Here is a 19,086-nt window from a genome sequence, read left to right on the forward strand (position 1 = left end):
AATCTAATAAAATTAATGAAGCATTCCCCAATTATCTCCAACATTAACATCAACAGTTAGTGGAGTTGAAAATGAATGATAATCACTTTGTGCAACACTGGTCATTTCTTCTTTTATTAATTTGATCATCATTTTTTCATCTTTTTTTGGTACCTCAAATATTAATTCATCATGGATTTGTAAAAGCATTTTAGATTTAATGTTTTTTTGTTCTAACAATTTTTTGTCTAATCTAATCATTGCTAAACGCATAATTTCTGATGCTGACCCTTGTATAGGCGCATTGATTGCAGCTCGTTCTTGAAAATTTCTCACATTGAAGTTTTTATCATTAATTCCATTGAAATGAGATCTTCTACCAAAAATATTATTTACATAACCACTTTTTCTACAAAACTTAATAGTACTATCCATATAAACTTTTATTTCTGGAAATTTTCCAAAGTATGCATTTAAAAATTCTTCTGCCTCATAGTTTGAAACATTAATTTGTTTTGCTAAGCCATATTGTGAAATTCCATAAATAATTCCAAAGTTAATTGCTTTAGCTTTTCTTCGATGATCTTGATTTACTTTTTTAATATCAATATTAAAAATCTGGCTAGCTGTTAATGAATGTATGTCTTCATTATTCTTAAAAGCTTTTTTAAGCTCTTTAACATCTGCTAAATCTGCTAAAATTCTCATTTCAATTTGATTGTAATCTGCTGAAATTAACAAATGATCTTTTTTTGCAGCAAAAGCTTTTCTGATATCTTTTCCATCTTCTGATTTAATTGGAATATTTTGTAAATTTGGATCACTTGATGCCAATCTACCAGTTGTTGTTGCTGCTAATAAGAAAGAAGTATGTACCCTTTTTGTTGCAGGATTAATGTGTTCTGGTAAAGAATCTGAGTAAGTATTTTTTAGTTTTGATACTTGTCTCCAATCTAAAACTATTTGTGGAAATTTATGCCCTTTAAAAGCTAAATCTTCTAAAACACTTGCACTTGTTGCAAAGCTTCCTTTTTTTGTTTTTTTTAAACCTGCAATCTTTAAATCATTATAAATAATTTCACCTAATTGCTTTGGTGAGGCTATATTAAATTCTTTTTTTGAAATTTTAAAAACTTCTTTTTCTAAATTCTTAATTTTTTTTTCAAATTTTGAAGAAAGTGATTTTAAAAATTTGCTATCAACCTCAATTCCTTCCATTTCCATAAAGGCTAGGATTTTAATTAATGGTTTTTCAAATATTTCATAAATATTTACCATTTTTTCTAACTTTAAATTTTTAATAAATTTTTTATATAATCTAAAAGTTATATCAGCATCTTCTGCTGCATAATCTTTAGCTTTATCAACCTCTACATCACTAAAATTTATCTCTTTCTTTCCAGTTCCAACGATTTCTTTAAAAGATATTGTTTTATGTCCTAAATGAATTTCTGAAAGTATATCCATATTATGTCTATTTTTTCCTGCATCTAACACATAAGACATAAGCATTGTATCTTCCATTGATGAAATTGTTATTCCTTGTTTATATAAAACTATAAAATCAAACTTGATATTTTGACCAATTTTCTTAACACTTGGGTCTTCTAATAAAGGTTTTAATTTTTTAATGACAATATCTTTCTTGATACATTTTGATGATTTATGTCCAATTGGAATATAACAAGCTTTACCAATTTTAGAACATAGAGAAACACCTATTAAATCTGCTTGATGTGGATCTAAAGAATTTGTTTCTGTATCCACTGCAACCTCTCCTACTTCTTCAGCTTCTTTTATCCATTCATCTATTTGATCAGGATTACTAATTAAGTGATAGTTTTTATTATTGATTGGTTGATGTTTTTCTGAAGCTTTTATTTTATCAGATATGTCTTTTAGTTTTGGTTCACCATATGCAGAAATAACAGAACTTAAAAGTCGGTTAAATTCCATCTCTCTTAAAAATGTATAAAGTTTATCTTTATCTATTTCTTTTAGTCTGAACTCTGTCAAATCTCTGTTGGTTGGAACATCTTTCATTAATGTTACAAGTTTTTTACTAACCAATGCCTTATCTTTATTTTCAATTAATGTTTCTCTTCTTTTATTTTGTTTTATTTCGCTAGCTGACTTTAAAAGTTTTTCTAAAGTTCCGTATTTATTAATCAGTTCAGCAGCTGTTTTAACTCCTATTCCAGGTACACCTGGAACATTATCACTACTATCACCGGCGAGAGACTGTACATCGATCACTTTTGCTGCATCAACTCCAAATTTTGTAAAAATATCTTCTTCTGAAATAAATTTATTTTTCATAGGATCAAAAATTCGAACACCTTTTTTATATAATTGCATCAAATCTTTGTCTGACGAAACAATTGTAACTTTAGCTCCTTTCTTCAGTATTTTTTCCACATAAGTAGCAATTAAATCATCCGCTTCATAATTGGGTAGATCAACCGATGGTAAGTTGAAAGCTAGTACTGACTTTCTGATATACTCAAATTGAGGCGCCAAATCATCAGGTGCCTCTGAACGATTAGCCTTATAATCACTATAAATATCATTTCTAAATGTCTTTCTTGCTGAGTCAAAAATTACTGCAAAATGTGAGGGTTTTTGTAAATTTTGCTCTGACTTTGAGTCTTCAAGTAATTTAAAAAGCATACTGCAAAATCCACTAACAGCACCTGTTGGTAGTCCATCACTTTTTCTAGTTAATGGTGGTAATGCATAATAGGCTCTAAAAATATATCCTGAGCCGTCAATTAGGTAAAAATGATCTGTTTTTTGAATTTTATCCATTAAAATATCATTAAATATTACAGTCGTATTAAAATCTGTATATAAAAAAATTTCTTTTTTTTAAGATCATTAATTATATCTAGATTATTTTAATGTTTGATAGTATCATTTTGATATGGAGTTAACTAAAAATATATCACAAACTAAATTAATAAAATCAGTGTTGGCAATAATACTTGGATCTATAGCTTTAACTATATCTGCTAAAATTAAAATACCTTTTTATCCAGTTCCAATGACTATGCAAACATTTGTGGTTCTATTTTTGGGTGTAAGTCTTGGATATAAAATGGGGCTTGCAAGTATTGGGTTGTATTTATTTGAAGGAATTTTAGGTTTACCTGTTTTTTCAAATTCTCCTGAAAAAGGGGTTGGATTAATTTATTTTACAGGCCCAACAATGGGTTATTTAATTGGTTTTTTAACTGCAGGCTATTTAGCGTCAAAAGTTAATAGCAAAGACAGCCTTTTATTAATTTTGGCTAAACTAACAATAGCAACTTCAACGATTTATATGTTTGGATTATTGTGGTTAGGAACTCTTATTGGATGGGACAAGCCAATTATAGCTTTAGGAGCTCAGCCATTTCTATTAGCAGAAATCTTTAAAATAATAATTTTAGCCTTAGCAACAAAACAGATTTTAAAAATTAGAAATTTTATCTAGGTGATCTTTTAGAAAGAATTCTTTGAAGAGTTCTTCTGTGCATTTTTAATCTTCTTGCAGTTTCAGAAACATTTCTATTACATAATTCAAATACTCTGTGTATGTGTTCCCATTTCACTCTATCTGCGGACATTGGATTTTCTGGAGGAGCAGCTTTTTTTGCAGGATCTGCAAGTAAAGCTTTTTCTACATCCTCTGCATCAGCTGGCTTTGCAAGATAATCTATGGCACCCTCTTTAATGGCTGCCACTGCGGTTGGAATATTTCCATAACCAGTCAGCATAATTATTCTACTTTCGCTATTTGTATTTTGAATTTCTTTTACAACCTCTAATCCGTTACCATCTCCAAGTCTTAAGTCTACTACCGCAAAACCAGGCTTTTTCGCTTTAACCGATTCTACTCCTTTTTGTACACTCTCTGCTTGAGTAACTTCAAATCCTTTTTTTTCCATGGCCCTTGCCAGTCTTTCTCTAAAAGGATTGTCATCATCAACTATAAGTAGAGATTTATTATCAAAATCGTTAATATTTTTAAGGACCACTTGTTCTTTCATTTAACTAATATGGTGATTAGCCATCAAAATTCAATACCTATTATTTGCTTTACATTATTAGTCTATAGGCTTAATAGGAGGAAATTTTAAAGTTTTTTAGAGATAAAAAGCTTTTTTTTATTAAATTTTTTTTTGGAGGCATTTTAAATGCAAAAATTTAAATCAGTTGAACAAATAGTAAATCAACTGAAACCTGAAAAACCGATATATTGTATCAGAAAGAATTCTATTCGTTCTGCAGTAAAATATTTCAACAAAAATTTTCCGGGTAAAATTCTTTATGCGGTTAAGACCAATCCACATCCTGTCGTAATTCAATCAATCATAGATAGTGGTGTAGAACAATTTGATGTTGCTTCTATAGAGGAAATTAAAAGTATTAGAATGTTTAGCCAAACAGCAAAATGTTCATACATGCATACTGTAAAAAGTAGAGAAAGTATTAAAGAAGCTTATTTTAACCATGGAGTAAAAACATTCTCACTAGATACTAAGGATGAATTAATAAAGATTATTAAAAGTACAAAAGGTGCCAAAGATTTAGAATTATTTGTTAGAGTTGCAGTTTCTAATGAGCATGCTGAAATAGATTTATCCAAAAAATTTGGTGCTTTAAATTCAGAAGCAGCAGGATTGTTAAGACTAGCAAAACAACATGCAAAGAAAATTGGTTTAAGCTTTCACGTTGGTTCACAATGCATGCATCCCATTTCATACTCTAAAGGCATTAATGAAATTGGAAATATAATTAAAAAAACAAAAATTTTACCTAATTACATTAATGTTGGAGGAGGATTTCCAACAATTTATCCAGACTTAGTGCCTCAAACTATGGATAGTTATTTTAATGAAATTAAAAAAGGTTTAGAAAATTTAAAACTTGAAAAAATGCCTGAAATTATTTGTGAACCTGGAAGAGCTTTAGTTGCTGAAAGTGGTTCCACAATTGTCAGAGTAAATTTAAGGAAAAAACAAAAACTTTACATAAATGATGGTACATATGGAACTCTGTTTGATGCAGGAACTCCAAATATTGTGTTTCCATCTAAAATGATTAAAGAAAATTCTAATAAGATAATATCAAAAAAATTAACAGCTTTTGATTTTTTTGGACCTACATGTGATAGCATGGATTATATGAAGGGTCCTTTTCTTCTTCCAAATAATATAAAGGAAAATGATTATATTGAGCTTGGCCAACTTGGTGCTTATGGTTTAACATTTAGAACTCAATTTAATGGTTATTACTCTGATGAAATATTTGAAGTTGAAGATAAACCAATCATGACAATGTATGACAAAGACATTAACAAAGCTACTTTGGTTGCTTAATGTCTGATCAAAAAAACCCAGGTCATAATAGTAAAAAAGACTTCTTAAAAAACCCTGTAGAACACATTGATATAACTTCGTTCGATTCTCGAAAAATAATCTCTTCAATGGAAAAAATGTCCTTTGTTTCAAGGGAAACAGCTAATGCTGCCAATATTTACAATGATATGTTGAAAGATAAAAATTGTACAATATTTCTAACTTTGGCTGGATCAACATCAGCCGCTGGGTGTATGAATATTTATAAAGATCTTGTGAAATACAATATGGTTGATGCTATTGTTGCAACTGGAGCTTCTATTGTAGACATGGATTTTTTTGAAGCACTTGGATTCAAACACTATCAAGGTTCTCAATTTCAAGATGATACTGAATTAAGAAATAATTATATAGATAGAATATATGACACGTATATTGATGAAGAAGAGCTTCAAATGTGTGATAAAATTATTTGTGAAATAGCTGATACATTGGAACCAAGAAGTTACACGTCACGAGAATTTATTTATGAAATGGGAAAATATTTAAAGAAGAATTCTAAAAAGAAAGACTCTTTAATCGAAACAGCTTTTGATAACAATGTGCCAATATTTTGTCCAGCTTTCACGGATTCAAGTGCAGGTTTTGGTTTAGTGATTCATCAAGAAAAAAATCCAAAACAACACATGACTATAGACTCTGTAAGAGAATTCAGAGAGTTAACAGAAATAAAGATTAAATCTAAAGGTTCGGGTCTATTCATGATTGGTGGAGGTGTACCAAAAAATTTTATTCAAGATACAGTAATTTGTGCTGAACTATTAGGTAAAGAAGTTGACATGCATAAATATGCTGTACAAATAACTGTTGCTGATAGTAGAGATGGTGCTTGCAGTAGCTCAACATTAAAGGAAGCAAGTTCTTGGGGGAAAGTTGATATTACAAAAGAACAAATGGTATTTGCAGAGGCAACAAGTGTATTACCTTTGATTGCAAGTGATGCTTATCATAAGGGTGAGTGGAAAAATAGAGATAGAAAAAACTTTACAAAAATTTTTGAATAAAATTGAAATATCTTTCAAATAAAAATGGATTTCTAGGAATTGACAATAAAGTCAATTTTAAAGAAAAAGTTGTAATAGTTCCTTTTGGTCTTGAAAAAACAGTGAGTTATGGTGGGGGAACAAAAAATGGTCCAAAAGAAATAATAAAAGCATCTCACCAAGTTGAACTTTATGACGAAGAATTGAATTGTGAGCCCCATAAAAAGATAGGTATTAAAACTTTAAAGCCATTTAAAATTGATAAAGATATCAAAAAAGCACTTAGTAAAATGTCTAAAATTAATGAGGAAATTTTAGATAAAAAACTTTTTCCAATGACTTTTGGTGGTGAACATTCTATCACACCTGGTTGTATTGCTCCTTTTGCAAAAAAATATAAGGATATTTGTCTACTACACTTTGATGCTCATGCAGACTTGCGTGAAAGCTATAATGGAGAAAAGTTCTCCCATGCCTCAGCTATAAAAAGATGTTTGGACTACCCAAACGTTTCTCTAATTTCTTTTGGTATTAGAAATATATCAGAAAGTGAGATTCCTTTTTTAAAAAAAAATTCATCAAGAATTAATATATTTTGGGCAAAAGATAAAAATAAATGGAATCTTAATAAATTTAAGAAATTAATTAAGAACAAAACAGTTTATCTAACTTTTGATGTAGATGGATTAGACTCAAGTATCATGCCAGCAACAGGAACTCCTGAACCAGGTGGATTGTTATGGGATGAAACTTTAAATATTATTCGAATTGCAGCAAAAAATTCAAAAATTGTTGGTGCAGATATTAATGAATTATCACCAATAAAAGGCTTTAACTCATATAACTTTCTTGTAGCAAAACTAGCTTACAAAATTTTATCTTATAAATTTTTATATTAATTTTAGACAGGCTTACTGATCTTAAGTAAAATTTTAAATGGTACCAACATTACCAGAGATACAAATAGTTTTACTGCTAGATCACCCAATGATAATGTTATCCAAGGCACACCTGTTGCATAGAATGAAATCGAAAAAAATAAAAAAGTATCAACTGTAGATCCAATTACAGATGAAGTTAAAGGGGCTATAAACCAATCTTTTTTTCTTAGACGGTCAAAAATCTGAATATCTAATAGTTGAGCTGTTAGAAAAGCTATTCCAGATCCAATAGCTATTCTAATAGAAATTAAATCAGCAAAATTTGTTGAAAATATAAGAGTAAAAATAATTCCAATAAAAAATCCAAAATATACAATTTTTCTTGCAACAAATTTACCATAAAATCTATTGGCTAAATCTGTAATCAAAAAAGCTACTGGATAACTAAAAGCTCCATAAGTGAGAATCTCACTTAATCCATAATAATTAATTGGAAATTGAACTAGATAATTTGAGGATAAAACAACTACTCCCATCAAAATTGACAGGGTAATAAAAAGTTTGCTCATTAAGCAGTTTTAGCTATGGGCTTTTTCTTAAATGGAGATTTTATTAAAATACTTTTTTTTAGTTTTTTTAATCTTGGAGACAGATTTTTGTTTTTAACTGCCTTGAGAAATTCATCAAAGCTACCTTTTTTATCAACAGATCTAACACCAGAATTGCTTACTGTTAACTTTAGACTTCTCTTTAATAATTCACTTGTGAATTTTACTTTTTTTAAATTTGGTAAAAATCTTCTCTTAGTCTTGTTGTTAGCATGACTAACGTTGTGACCTTTCATGGGGATTTTTCCAGTTAATTCACATTTTTTTGACATAATAATAGTGCCTATATAAGGGGAGATATGGAAAGCGTCAAGTTTAATAGATTTAAGATAGAGTTTTATTTCCTACAATTTCAGTATAATTTTTAACTCCATCTCTAATTAATAATTCTTTTAGGTCTTTTTTTATAATTCCTGCAATATTTGGACCTTTAAAAACCATCCCTGTATATAACTGCACATAGTCTGCGCCAGCTGCTAACTTGTCATAAGCCGCCTTACCAGAATCAATCCCACCAACACCAATAATTTTTATTTTTCCTTTTAATAATTTATAAAATCTATTTATTAGAATGTTAGATTTTTCTTCAATTGGTTTTCCTGACAAGCCCCCTTTTTGATGTCCTTGTATATCACTCAGTTTATCCCTTGTAGCTTCTGATGTGTTTGAAATGATGATTGCTTTTATTTCACATTCTAAAAGAATTTCAGAAATTAAGTTAATTTGATTTTCATTTATATCTGGTGAAATTTTAACAGCAATAGGAATATTTGATTTTAAATTTTTTTTTTCTGTCATAATAGACTTGAGTAAATCTTTTAATTTATTACCTTCGTGAAATGTTCTTAAATTTTCAGTGTTTGGTGATGAAATATTGATTGTTATATAATCGGCTTCATCATAGAAAGTTTTTAATCCTATTAAATAATCATTCAATCTATCGTTAGAGTCTTTATTGGGTCCAATGTTAATACCAAGTAAGCCCACTTTGTTATTACGTTTAATACGCTCTTTAACAATTTCAGCACCATGATTATTAAAGCCTAATCTATTAATTAATGCTTCATCTTCTACCAATCTAAATACTCTAGGTTTAGGATTTCCATATTGTTTCAAAGGAGTAATCGTTCCAACCTCTACAAATCCAAAACCTAATTTAAATAATGAGTTGTATACCTCTGCATTTTTATCAAAACCAGCTGCCATTCCAATTGGATTATCTAAATCTTTGTCAAAAATTTTTGTTTGAAAAATAGGATCATTTTTATTTTCATCAAATACATTGGGAATTAAATTAAATTTTAACGATTTTATTGCTAACGTATGTGCTTTTTCAGGATCTACTTTAAATATCAGCGGTCTTAATTTAGAAAACATTATTTTAATTTATTCATTAACAGCTCAGTAGTTTCTTTTACACCAAAAAAACTTATAAAAAATCCCATTCGAGGTCCATTTTCATCACCAAAAACTACCTCATATATTAATTTGAACCAATCTCTCAAGTTATCTGCATAACCATTTTCTTTTCCAGTAGAATAAATCAAAGTTTGAATATCTTCTGGAGACATTTCATCTGTACATTTTTTTAGAGTTTTCACTAATGCTTCAAGAGCTAGTTTTTCTGACACATTTGGTGATTTATATTTTTTCTGAGCTTTAATTACATCATTAAAATATTTAATTGCATAACCAACCAGGCCATCAAAAATTGAAAAATTTTTTTCAGAAATATCTGACTTATATTTTTTAACAAACTTCCATAACAAATCCTTACTGTCAGCATTACTTGTTTCAACTAAATTAAGTAACATTGAAAATGTCATAATCATTTCTTCTTTTGGAATATTACCATTATGTACGTGCCATACAGGATTCATTAATAACTGTAGCTCATTTTGTTTTTTGGATTTTTCAATACAATCTAAATACTCATCAACAGCTTTAGGCACTATTTCTTTATATAGCTTTTTTGCTCTTTTTGGATTTTGATACATGTACAAGGATAAGCTTTCTGGTGATGCATATTCCAGCCATTGATCAATCGTTATCCCATTTCCTTTTGATTTAGAAATTTTTTCTCCTTTTTCATCTAAAAACAACTCATATGCAAAACCAGATGGATTTTTCTTCCCTAATAAATTTATTATTTTTGTGGATAAAATTGCACTTTCAATCAAATCTTTTCCGTACATCTCAAAGTCTACATCTAATGCGTACCATCTCATTGCCCAATCAACTTTCCATTGTAATTTACAATTCCCGTCCAAGACACTTGTCTCTAATTTTTTACCTTTATTATCAAAAATAATATTTGATTTTTTTTTATCAATTTCGATAACAGGAATTTCTAAAACATGTCCAGTCTCAGGACAAATCGGTAAAAAGGGACTGTAAGTTTGTTGACGTTCCTTACCTAAAGTTGGAATAATAATATTCATAATTCCTTCATAATTTTCTAAAATTATTTTAAGTGTTGGATTGAAAAATCCACTTTTATAAAGTGATGTAGAACTTTGAAAATTGTAATTAAATTTAAAACTATCTAAAAATTTTTTTAACATTTCATTGTTATGTTCACCAAAACTTTCAAATTTTCCAAATGGATCAGGAACTTTAGTCAGCGGTTTATGAAGGTTATCTTTCAATAATTCTTGATTAGGGACATTGTCTGGCACCTTTCGTAAGCCATCCATATCATCTGAAAATGTTATTATTTCGGTTGGAAGATCTGATAGTTGCTTTAAAGCATTTACCATCATTGATGTTCTTGCAACCTCACCAAATGTTCCAATATGTGGAAGACCACTAGGACCATAACCTGTTTGAAGAGTAATCTTGCCTTTTTTTTCTATAAAGGACTTTCTTTCTCGAAGTAGTTTTTTTGCTTCTACAAAAGGCCAAGCACTAGTTTTATCTAAATTTTCTTTTTTAATCATGAATTTTGCTTCTAAAAATCTTAAATCAGTGATTTTACTAATTCTTATAGAGTTGAAATTTATTTACCATAAAATAATGTTCTTTCAAAATGTCTAATTATAAAACTGTTTTTTTTACACTGGGAATTTTACAAATAATTCTTGGGGTGTCCATGTTCATACCCATTATTGCTCAATTTGCTTATTCTGAAATAGACTCTTCATTTTTTGGAGCATCAATTGTTACAATAATTTTTGGAACTTTATTTTTTTTAGCTAACTTAGATCATGATAAAAAATTAAATTTACAACAAGCTTTTTTGCTCACTGCACTTTCTTGGTTAAGTATCGCAATTTTTGGATCTTTGCCTTTTATATTTTCAACAATAGAATTATCCATCACTGATGCATTTTTTGAAAGTATGTCTGGGATAACAACTACCGGCTCAACAATTATTTCAAATCTTGAGTTTACACCAAAAGGAATTTTATTATGGAGAGCAATACTACAGTGGTTAGGTGGTATTGGTATCATTGTCATGGCTATTACTTTAATGCCAATAATGAACGTTGGTGGAATGCAATTGTTTAAAATTTCTAGCAATGACTCTGAAGAAAAAATACTTCCAAAATCTAAAGAGATAGCTCTGAGATTAATCTATATATATTCAGGACTAACTTTAATGTGTGCTTTGACTTATTGGTTGTTTGGAATGAGTAAATTTGACAGCATAACACACTCTATGACCACGATAGCAACAGGTGGTTTTTCAAATTACAATCAATCCATAGGTTTTTTCAATAGTATTCCAATTGAAATAGCATCAATGATATTCATTATTTTAGGAAGTATCCCATTTATTGCATACATCAAATTTATAAATGGAAACAAAAAAATTTTTTTAACAGATGTGCAAATTAAAACTTTTTTTAAAATTATTGTTACAGCAATTATATTATTGTCGATATATCTATTATTAGTTAATAATGAAAATTTTAATTTAAGGTCAGTTTTTTTTAACACTATTTCTATATTGACAGGAACTGGTTATGTAAATTCTGAGTATGATAGCTGGGGTGGTTTTCCAATAACTTTGTTTCTAGCACTAATGTTTATAGGTGGATGTGCTGGTTCAACTGCCTGTGGTATCAAAATTTTTAGAATTCAAATTCTGTATTTGTTTATAGCAAATCAACTTAAAAAAATTATTTATCCAAAAGGTGTGTTTGTTATCAAATATGATCAGGGTTCAGTTGATAATAAATTTATTGCATCAATAATTTCTTTTATTTATTTTTACTTTGTAATCTTCTTTTTACTTACAGCACTACTATCGTTAACTGGTCTCGATTTTATTACAGCAATTTCGGGAGCTGCTACATCAATTTCAAATGTTGGACCTGGACTAGGGCCTATAATAGGTCCTAATGGAGATTTTTCATCTTTACCTGATATTTCTAAGTGGATTTTAACAATTGGTATGATTTTAGGTAGACTTGAACTATTTGCAATATTAGTATTATTTTTACCATCTTTTTGGAGAAGTTAAAAATGCTTGAAATTAAAAAACAATCTCTATCAGAAACTTTTTCAGTTTATTTTGATAGAAGAATGTTGAGAATACTATTACTTGGAGCAATCTCTGGTTTTCCATGGGTTTTGATCGGCAGTAGCTTAAGTTTATGGCTCAAAGAGGAAGGCTTAAGTAGATCAACAATAGGATGGGCTGGATTAATATTCGGAGTATACGCATTTAATTATTTGTGGGCTCCTCTTATAGATAGACTACAAATTCCCTATCTTACAAAAAAACTTGGCCATAGACGAGGATGGATAGTATTAATGCAAACTGCAATTTTAATCTGTTTGGTTGGTTGGAGTTTGATAAATCCAACAGAAAATCTTGCTCTACTAATTACAATTGGTTTAATCATTGCAATTGCATCAGCAACTCAAGACATAACTGTAGATGCATTAAGAATTGAGCAGATTGGTGAAAATGAGGGTAAATCAATGGCTGCTGGAGCTGCAATGGCAGTGGTTGGTTGGTGGAGTGGATATAAATTAGGTGGTGTAATAGCTTTATTTACTGCGGAATACTTTCAAAATATTGGCATAACTAATTACTGGCAATCAACATTTTTAATTTTAGGGATTGTAGTAATTTTAATGAATATTGGATTGATGTTTGTTCATGAAACACATTCAAATACTAGAAAGGTTAATCAGAAAAAAACTGATGAGCTTATACAAAGTAAACTTGGATCACAAAATTTTATTACAAACATAATTTCATGGATAAGTGGAACTCTTGGAGGTCCTGTAATAAGTTTTTTCAAAAAAAATGGGTTTTCTATTGCAATAGGTATTTTAGGGTTTGTGTTTTTATTCAAGATAGGTGAGGCATTTTTAGGTCGTATGTCGATTGTTTTTTATAAAGAAATTGGATTTTCTAAGGGTGATATTGCAATTTATTCTAAAACCTTAGGCTGGATAACGACAGTTATTTTTACATTATTGGGTGGTCTTTTTGTAATTAGATCAGGAGTTTTAAAAGCAATGTTTCTTGCAGGTATCCTAATGGCTGCAACTAATTTATTATTTACAGCACTCGCATGGAGTGGAAAATCAGAATTGTTATTTGCAATTGCAGTTATTTTTGATGATATAGCTGCAGCTTTTGCAACAGTTGCTTTTGTAGCTTTTATTTCATTGTTAGTAGACAGAACTTATACTGCAACTCAATATGCACTTCTTGCCTCTATTGGAACGGCAGGAAGAACTACACTTGCATCCTCATCCGGAGCATTAGTGGATTGGTTAAATGGAGACTGGGGTATATTCTTTATTTTAACTGCAATTATGGTTATCCCCTCATTGATTTGCTTATGGTTTATTAAAGATAAACTTAAACTTCGTGAAAAATAATTTTTTTTATAAGAGTCAATTCTCAAATATTTATAAAAAAGCTTCAAAGAATTCTGAAGTTACTTCTCAAATAATCTATGGAGAAAAATTTAAAATCATATCTAAAAATAAAGAATGGATGAAAATAAGATCTTCATTCGATAATTACATAGGTTTCATCAAAAATGAAAAATATACAGACAAACATAAGCCAAGTCATAAAGTTTATAGTTTAAAAGCTAAAGTTTGGAGTGCACAAAAAAAAATAACAAATGAATTTTTACCCTTTGGTTCAAAAATTTCGATAATTAAAGAAAGTAAAAATCTTGCAGAATTTGAAAAAAATAAATGGGTAAAAAAATATGATTTAAAGAAAATAGATCATAAAGAAAAAAATTTTACTAAAATAATTAAATTATTTTTAAAAACCAAATATGTATGGGGTGGTAAAACTTTCAATGGAATTGATTGTTCAGCTTTATTGCAGCTATTTTATTATTATAATAACTCCTTTTATCCAAGAGATACAAAAGACCAAATCAAATATTCTAGAAAACAATTAAAAAGAAAAGTATTTAAAAAAGGTGATGTAATCTTTTGGAAAGGTCATGTTGCCATGTGCATTGATTCTAAAAAATTAATCCACGCTTATGGTCCAGAAAAAAAAGTATTAATTATGCCAATAATAAAAACAATAGAGAGAATTGAAAGAACAGCTAGCCTGTCTATAAAAAAAATATCCTCTATAAAATATTAACTTCTTCCAAAATCAGGTTTGTTAACATCTTGTTTTAATTTAATGATTTTTGTTCTTACTTTTTTGGTTTGAATTAATTTTTTTAAAATTGATTTATTATTTTTTGAATTAATATCTTTTTTAAAGGAATTTAAGTTTTTGATAAATAGATCAATAGCTTTTGAAATATTTTTCTTATTGTTAAAAAATATATCTCTCCACATAATTTCATTTGAGGCTGCTATTCTTGAAAAATCTCGTAACCCACCTGCACTATATTTAATCAAATCATAATTTTGTATTTTTTCAAAGTCTTGTGCTGATTTTACTAAATTGTATGCAATCAAGTGTGGAAGATGACTAGTTATAGAGAAAATTTTATCATGTTTTTCTGGACTCATAATAACTATTTTTGATCCAATCTTTTTCCAAAACTTATTCAATATATTTAAATGATTTTTCTTAGTATTTTTCTCTTTTATCAAAACACACCATTTATCCTCAAATATATCTTGCCTTCCATACTCTGGTCCACTTACCTCGGATCCTGCTATTGGGTGACTTTGTGTCCAGGAAATATCTTTTCTTAAAAATTTTTTAATAATCTTTGATGACTCTATTTTTGACGAACCTATGTCAGTTATAATAGTTTTGGATAATAAACATTTATTCATTCTAAGAATAAGATTCTTATATTCATTCATTGGTGTACATAAAATAATCAAATCTGCTTTTACAACTCCATCCTCTAATTTTTTTATTATTATTCCTGGTAGTTTTAATTTTTTTATTTTTGTAATGTTGGATTTTGATTTCTCATAAATATAAATCTTGTTAGCCATCCTCTTTTTTTGAATTCTTCTCAGCAAAGATGATCCTAATAACCCACATCCAATAATTAAAACATTTTTCATATTAATTTAATATTTTTTTTGTAGCATTCATAAATGCTAAATTTTCATTTTTAGATCCAATAGTTAATCTTAATTTATTTTTAATGTGATAACCATCCTCTGTGGATCTTAAAATAATTCCTTTTATTTTTAGTCTTTCATAAAAATACTTTGCTGTATATTTGCATTTTTCAAAATCTAAAAATAAAAAATTTGCAGAAATTGGATTTGAAAAAATTTCGTATCTTTCAAGAAAAGATTTTAATTTCTTTGCATAATATAAGTTATGTTTTATTGAGCGTTTTATAAAATTTTGATCTTTAAGTGACTCCATTGCTGCCATTTGTCCAATATGACTAACATTAAATGGGGGTTTTATAACATTTAATGCATTTATTATCTTTTTGGATCCATATCCCCACCCAACTCGTAAAGAAGCTAGTCCAAATATTTTAGAGAATGTTCTTAATACAAAAACATTGTCTTTGTTTTTAAACAAATCTAATCCTGATTTGTAGTCAGAATTTTTCATATACTCTGCATAAGCATCGTCTACCACCAATAAAATATTTTTATTCAATTTTTTTCTAAGATCTAGTAACTCTTTTTTTGTCAAATAAGTTCCAGTAGGATTATTAGGGTTAGCAAGGAAAACTATTTTTGTATTTTTTGTTACTTTTTTGAGTATCTCAATATTTGAAATTTTATAGTTAATTTCTTTTGCAAATTTAACTTTTGCATCAACAATATTTGCATAAATTCTGTACATTAGAAAACTGTATTCTGGAACTACAACTTCATCTTTTGGCTTTAAAAATAATTGACAGATCATTTGAATAACTTCATCTGAACCTGCTCCACATATAATTTTATCTGGATCACATTTAAATTTTTTTGATATTTCTTTTCTTAAATTCTGAGATTTACCATCTGGATATCTCTCTAAATTTAACCCTTTATTAGATATTATCTTGGTTGCTTTGGAACTCATTCCCAAAGCTGACTCATTTGCTGATAATTTAATTATTTTTTTTAGTTTTTTAATTTTGGATTTACCCGGTTTGTAGGGCTCAATATTAAAATTTTTAAATTTTGGAGTGGTCATATTTTTAATTTATGAGTTCTTTATAGATAAAATTATAAAATTTTACATAGAATAAGACAATTTTTAAAAAAATTGACATAATAAATAACATCTAGTACAAAATTTATGCGCTGATTTAACTGAATTGCGAGCGCTTAAAAAAAACCGCTAAAATTGTTTTTTTTCTCTCAATTCAAATAATAGCATTTATTATGAATACGGAATTAAACTTAAAAACTCTAATAGTTAAAAAACCACTTAAACTTGACTGTGGGAAAACTATCAATGATTTTCCAATTGCATACGAAACCTATGGAACTTTAAATGAAGAAAAAGATAATGCTATTTTAGTTTTTCATGCACTTACAGGTGACCAATTTGTAACTGGCCAAAATCCAATTACAAATAAAGATGGCTGGTGGTCCTATGCTGTAGGTCCTGATAAGGCAATTGATACAAACAAATATTTTGTAATCTGCTCAAATGTGATTGGTGGATGCCTCGGCTCATTTGGTCCAAGTCACAAAGATCCAAATACACAAAAAGTTTTTGGTACCAATTTTCCTGTAATCACTATTAATGACATGGTAAATGCTCAGAATAATTTACTAGATCACTTTGGTATAGAAAAACTTTTTTCTATTGTGGGGGGATCAATGGGTGGAATGCAAGTTCTGCAATTTATTAGTAATTTTCCAGATAAGGCTAAAACTGTAATTCCTATTGCATGTACCTCAAGTCATTCAGCACAAAATATTGCGTTTAATGAACTTGGAAGACAAGCGATTGCTGCAGATAGTAATTGGAATGAAGGAGATTATAATTCCAAAGATACTATACCCAATAAAGGTTTGGCAGTTGCAAGAATGGCTGCTCATATCACATATCTTTCAAAAAAAGGCCTTCAAGAAAAATTTGGGAGAAAATTACAAGAAAGAGAAGATCTAAAATTTGGATTTGATGCTGATTTTCAAATTGAAAGTTACTTGAGATACCAAGGATCAGTTTTTGTAGATAGATTTGATGCAAATAGTTACCTTTATATTACAAGAGCTATGGATTACTTTGATTTAGCTAAACAATTTAACGGAAATTTATCAGATGCTTTTAAAGAAACTAAAGCTAAATTTTTCATAATATCTTTTACATCAGATTGGCTTTATCCTACTCAGGAAAATAAAGATATCGTAATTGCTTTAAACGCTATTGGTGCTGACGTTGGTTTTGTTGAGATCGAGTCAGATAAAGGACATGATTCTTTCTTACTTGATGTCCCAGACTTTCTAAGTGCTCTTAAAAATTTTTTAGATAAATCTTATACAGATAATTAATTATGAAAAATGAATTCCAAGTTATTGCTGATTTAATTGAAAAAGATAAAAAAGTTTTGGATGTTGGGTGTGCAGATGGCACTTTAATGAAATTTTTAAAAGATAATAAAAATATTAACATTAGAGGATTAGAAATCTCAAAAGATAAAGTTCAAAAATGTATAGCAAAAGGATTAACAGTAATTGAGGGAAATGCTGAGAAAGATTTAATCCAATTTCCTGATAAATCTTTTGATTATGTTGTTTTAAGTCAAACACTTCAGGCATTTTTAAATCCTGAACTGGTAATAAATGAATTATTAAGAGTTGGAAAAAAAGCAATAGTTACCATACCTAATTTTGGTTATTGGAAAATTAGACTTCATTTATTAACTAAAGGAACAATGCCTATAACTAAAACATTGCCTGATGAATGGTATAACACTCCAAATTTACATATGTGTACAATTAAGGATTTTGTTCATTTTGTAAAATCTAGAAATTTTAAAATTTTCAAATCGATAGCTCTAAGTAATGAAAACGTATCATCAATTAATGATACTAATTTAGGTCTTAAAAATTTATTTGCTGATCTAGGTATATTTTTAATTGAAAAATAATATGAGAATAGAAATAATTCACTGCTTAAAAGATAATTACAGTTATTTAGTAATTGATGAGTCTAATAATACAGCATGTGTTATTGACCCAAGTGAGTCTGAACCAGTTATTAATTTTATTGAAAAAGAAAATATTACTCTAAAATATATTCTAAATACACATCATCATTTTGATCATATTGGAGGAAATATAGATCTAAAAAATAGATACAATTCAATTGTAGTTGGCTATAAAGATGACGCTAATAGAATTCCAGAGATCCAAGTTTTACTTGAGGATGGTCAAATTTGGAAAGCTGATAACTTTGAGGCAAAAATTATTCACGTACCTGGTCATACGACAGGTCATATTAGTTTTCATTTTTTTAAAGAAAAACTAATCTTTACTGGTGACACACTATTTTCTCTTGGTTGTGGAAAAATTTTTGAAGGCACTTATCAAGAAATGTTTAACTCTTTAGGAAAAATAAAAAGGCTTCCTGAGGACACTAAAATTTATTGTGGACATGAATACACACTTCAAAATTCCAAGTTTTGTATCAAACATGAGCCTAAAAATATAAATTTACAAAACAAAATATCAAAAATTAATGAAAAGCTTAAAAATAACCTGCCCACTATCCCCTCTAATGTCAAAGATGAAATAGAATGTAATATATTTTTAAGAGCAAAAAACGTTGAATCCTTTTCAAAATTGAGAGATTTAAAGGATAATTTCTAGTTAATTCAACTTGACTAAAACCTTGCTACAACTATATTGCGGT

General features: G+C 28.6%; 18 protein-coding genes. 10 read left to right on the forward strand and 8 right to left on the reverse strand.

All coding sequences use genetic code 11. From position 1 onward, the window contains the following. Positions 1-12: 12 nt before the first annotated feature. A complete protein-coding gene (polA, locus tag ACIJYG_RS06190; protein WP_435096413.1) occupies positions 13-2,787 on the reverse strand; it encodes a DNA polymerase I in 2,775 nt (924 codons plus the stop codon). Positions 2,788-2,902: 115 nt separating this feature from the next. Here polA and ACIJYG_RS06195 point away from each other — a divergent pair, with 115 nt between their 5' ends. Continuing rightward, complete coding sequence (locus ACIJYG_RS06195) at positions 2,903-3,454, forward strand: biotin transporter BioY (RefSeq protein WP_435096416.1); 552 nt, start codon at positions 2,903-2,905, stop codon at positions 3,452-3,454. Here ACIJYG_RS06195 and ACIJYG_RS06200 read toward each other — a convergent pair. After that, complete coding sequence (locus ACIJYG_RS06200) at positions 3,447-4,010, reverse strand: ActR/PrrA/RegA family redox response regulator transcription factor (protein ID WP_435096419.1); 564 nt, start codon at positions 4,008-4,010, stop codon at positions 3,447-3,449. The genes ACIJYG_RS06195 and ACIJYG_RS06200 overlap by 8 nt on opposite strands. A 147-nt stretch (positions 4,011-4,157) precedes the next feature. Here ACIJYG_RS06200 and ACIJYG_RS06205 point away from each other — a divergent pair, with 147 nt between their 5' ends. From ACIJYG_RS06205 to speB, 3 genes are read left to right on the forward strand one after another with little or no spacing between them, the layout of a single operon-like run. Continuing rightward, entirely contained in the window at positions 4,158-5,342 is a 1,185-nt protein-coding gene (locus tag ACIJYG_RS06205; RefSeq protein ID WP_435096422.1) for a type III PLP-dependent enzyme, read from the forward strand. Then, positions 5,342-6,385 carry a 1,9-bis(guanidino)-5-aza-nonane synthase gene (locus ACIJYG_RS06210; protein WP_435096425.1) on the forward strand — a complete coding sequence of 348 codons (1,044 nt, stop codon included), beginning with the start codon at positions 5,342-5,344 and terminating at the stop codon, positions 6,383-6,385. Before ACIJYG_RS06205 ends, ACIJYG_RS06210 begins: the two co-directional genes overlap by 1 nt. Positions 6,386-6,387: 2 nt before the next feature. Next, positions 6,388-7,263, forward strand: a complete 876-nt coding sequence (gene speB / locus ACIJYG_RS06215) for an agmatinase (RefSeq protein WP_435096428.1) — start codon at positions 6,388-6,390, stop codon at positions 7,261-7,263. A 2-nt stretch (positions 7,264-7,265) separates the two neighbouring features. On the opposite strand, the gene ACIJYG_RS06220 is transcribed toward speB, so the two are convergent. Genes ACIJYG_RS06220 through ACIJYG_RS06235 form a run of 4 tightly spaced genes read right to left on the reverse strand, consistent with a single transcriptional unit; the run spans position 7,266 to position 10,792 of the window. Beyond that, positions 7,266-7,814, reverse strand: a complete 549-nt coding sequence (locus tag ACIJYG_RS06220; RefSeq protein WP_435096431.1) for a queuosine precursor transporter — start codon at positions 7,812-7,814, stop codon at positions 7,266-7,268. After that, positions 7,814-8,125: a 50S ribosomal protein L28 gene (gene rpmB, locus ACIJYG_RS06225; RefSeq protein ID WP_435088111.1), complete on the reverse strand. Its 312-nt coding sequence runs from the start codon at positions 8,123-8,125 to the stop codon at positions 7,814-7,816. The genes ACIJYG_RS06220 and rpmB overlap by 1 nt, the downstream gene beginning before the upstream one ends. Positions 8,126-8,177: 52 nt before the next feature. Further along, positions 8,178-9,230: a quinone-dependent dihydroorotate dehydrogenase gene (locus ACIJYG_RS06230; RefSeq protein ID WP_435096434.1), complete on the reverse strand. Its 1,053-nt coding sequence runs from the start codon at positions 9,228-9,230 to the stop codon at positions 8,178-8,180. Further along, positions 9,230-10,792, reverse strand: coding sequence for a lysine--tRNA ligase (locus ACIJYG_RS06235; RefSeq protein WP_435096437.1), 1,563 nt, complete (start codon positions 10,790-10,792; stop codon positions 9,230-9,232). The genes ACIJYG_RS06230 and ACIJYG_RS06235 overlap by 1 nt, the downstream gene beginning before the upstream one ends. Before the next feature lie 89 nt (positions 10,793-10,881). Between ACIJYG_RS06235 and ACIJYG_RS06240 the strand changes: the two genes are divergently transcribed. Genes ACIJYG_RS06240 through ACIJYG_RS06250 form a run of 3 tightly spaced genes read left to right on the forward strand, consistent with a single transcriptional unit; the run spans position 10,882 to position 14,436 of the window. Continuing rightward, positions 10,882-12,321: a TrkH family potassium uptake protein gene (locus tag ACIJYG_RS06240; RefSeq protein ID WP_435096440.1), complete on the forward strand. Its 1,440-nt coding sequence runs from the start codon at positions 10,882-10,884 to the stop codon at positions 12,319-12,321. 2 nt (positions 12,322-12,323) lie between these two features. Further along, the gene (locus tag ACIJYG_RS06245) at positions 12,324-13,700 is read left to right on the forward strand and encodes an AmpG family muropeptide MFS transporter (RefSeq protein WP_435096443.1); all 1,377 of its coding nucleotides are present in this window, start codon (positions 12,324-12,326) and stop codon (positions 13,698-13,700) included. Further along, positions 13,690-14,436 carry an NlpC/P60 family protein gene (locus ACIJYG_RS06250; RefSeq protein ID WP_435096446.1) on the forward strand — a complete coding sequence of 249 codons (747 nt, stop codon included), beginning with the start codon at positions 13,690-13,692 and terminating at the stop codon, positions 14,434-14,436. The genes ACIJYG_RS06245 and ACIJYG_RS06250 overlap by 11 nt, the downstream gene beginning before the upstream one ends. Here ACIJYG_RS06250 and ACIJYG_RS06255 read toward each other — a convergent pair. Both ACIJYG_RS06255 and hisC read right to left on the reverse strand, forming a co-directional pair. Further along, positions 14,433-15,329 (reverse strand): prephenate dehydrogenase, encoded by an 897-nt coding sequence (locus ACIJYG_RS06255; protein ID WP_435096449.1) that lies wholly within the window; start codon positions 15,327-15,329, stop codon positions 14,433-14,435. The genes ACIJYG_RS06250 and ACIJYG_RS06255 overlap by 4 nt on opposite strands. A gap of 1 nt (position 15,330) precedes the next feature. Next, entirely contained in the window at positions 15,331-16,413 is a 1,083-nt protein-coding gene (gene hisC, locus ACIJYG_RS06260) for a histidinol-phosphate transaminase (protein WP_435096452.1), read from the reverse strand. A 191-nt stretch (positions 16,414-16,604) separates the two neighbouring features. On the opposite strand from hisC, the gene metX reads away from it, so the two are divergent. Genes metX through gloB form a run of 3 tightly spaced genes read left to right on the forward strand, consistent with a single transcriptional unit; the run spans position 16,605 to position 19,043 of the window. Further along, positions 16,605-17,723: a homoserine O-acetyltransferase MetX gene (gene metX / locus ACIJYG_RS06265; protein WP_435096455.1), complete on the forward strand. Its 1,119-nt coding sequence runs from the start codon at positions 16,605-16,607 to the stop codon at positions 17,721-17,723. Between the two features lie 2 nt (positions 17,724-17,725). Beyond that, positions 17,726-18,322 (forward strand): methionine biosynthesis protein MetW, encoded by a 597-nt coding sequence (metW, locus tag ACIJYG_RS06270; protein ID WP_435096458.1) that lies wholly within the window; start codon positions 17,726-17,728, stop codon positions 18,320-18,322. A gap of 1 nt (position 18,323) precedes the next feature. Then, positions 18,324-19,043: a hydroxyacylglutathione hydrolase gene (gloB, locus tag ACIJYG_RS06275; protein WP_435096461.1), complete on the forward strand. Its 720-nt coding sequence runs from the start codon at positions 18,324-18,326 to the stop codon at positions 19,041-19,043. Positions 19,044-19,086 lie beyond the last annotated feature (43 nt).

This window comes from Candidatus Pelagibacter bacterium nBUS_27 (assembly GCF_051200985.1).
GTDB lineage: Bacteria > Pseudomonadota > Alphaproteobacteria > Pelagibacterales > Pelagibacteraceae > Pelagibacter.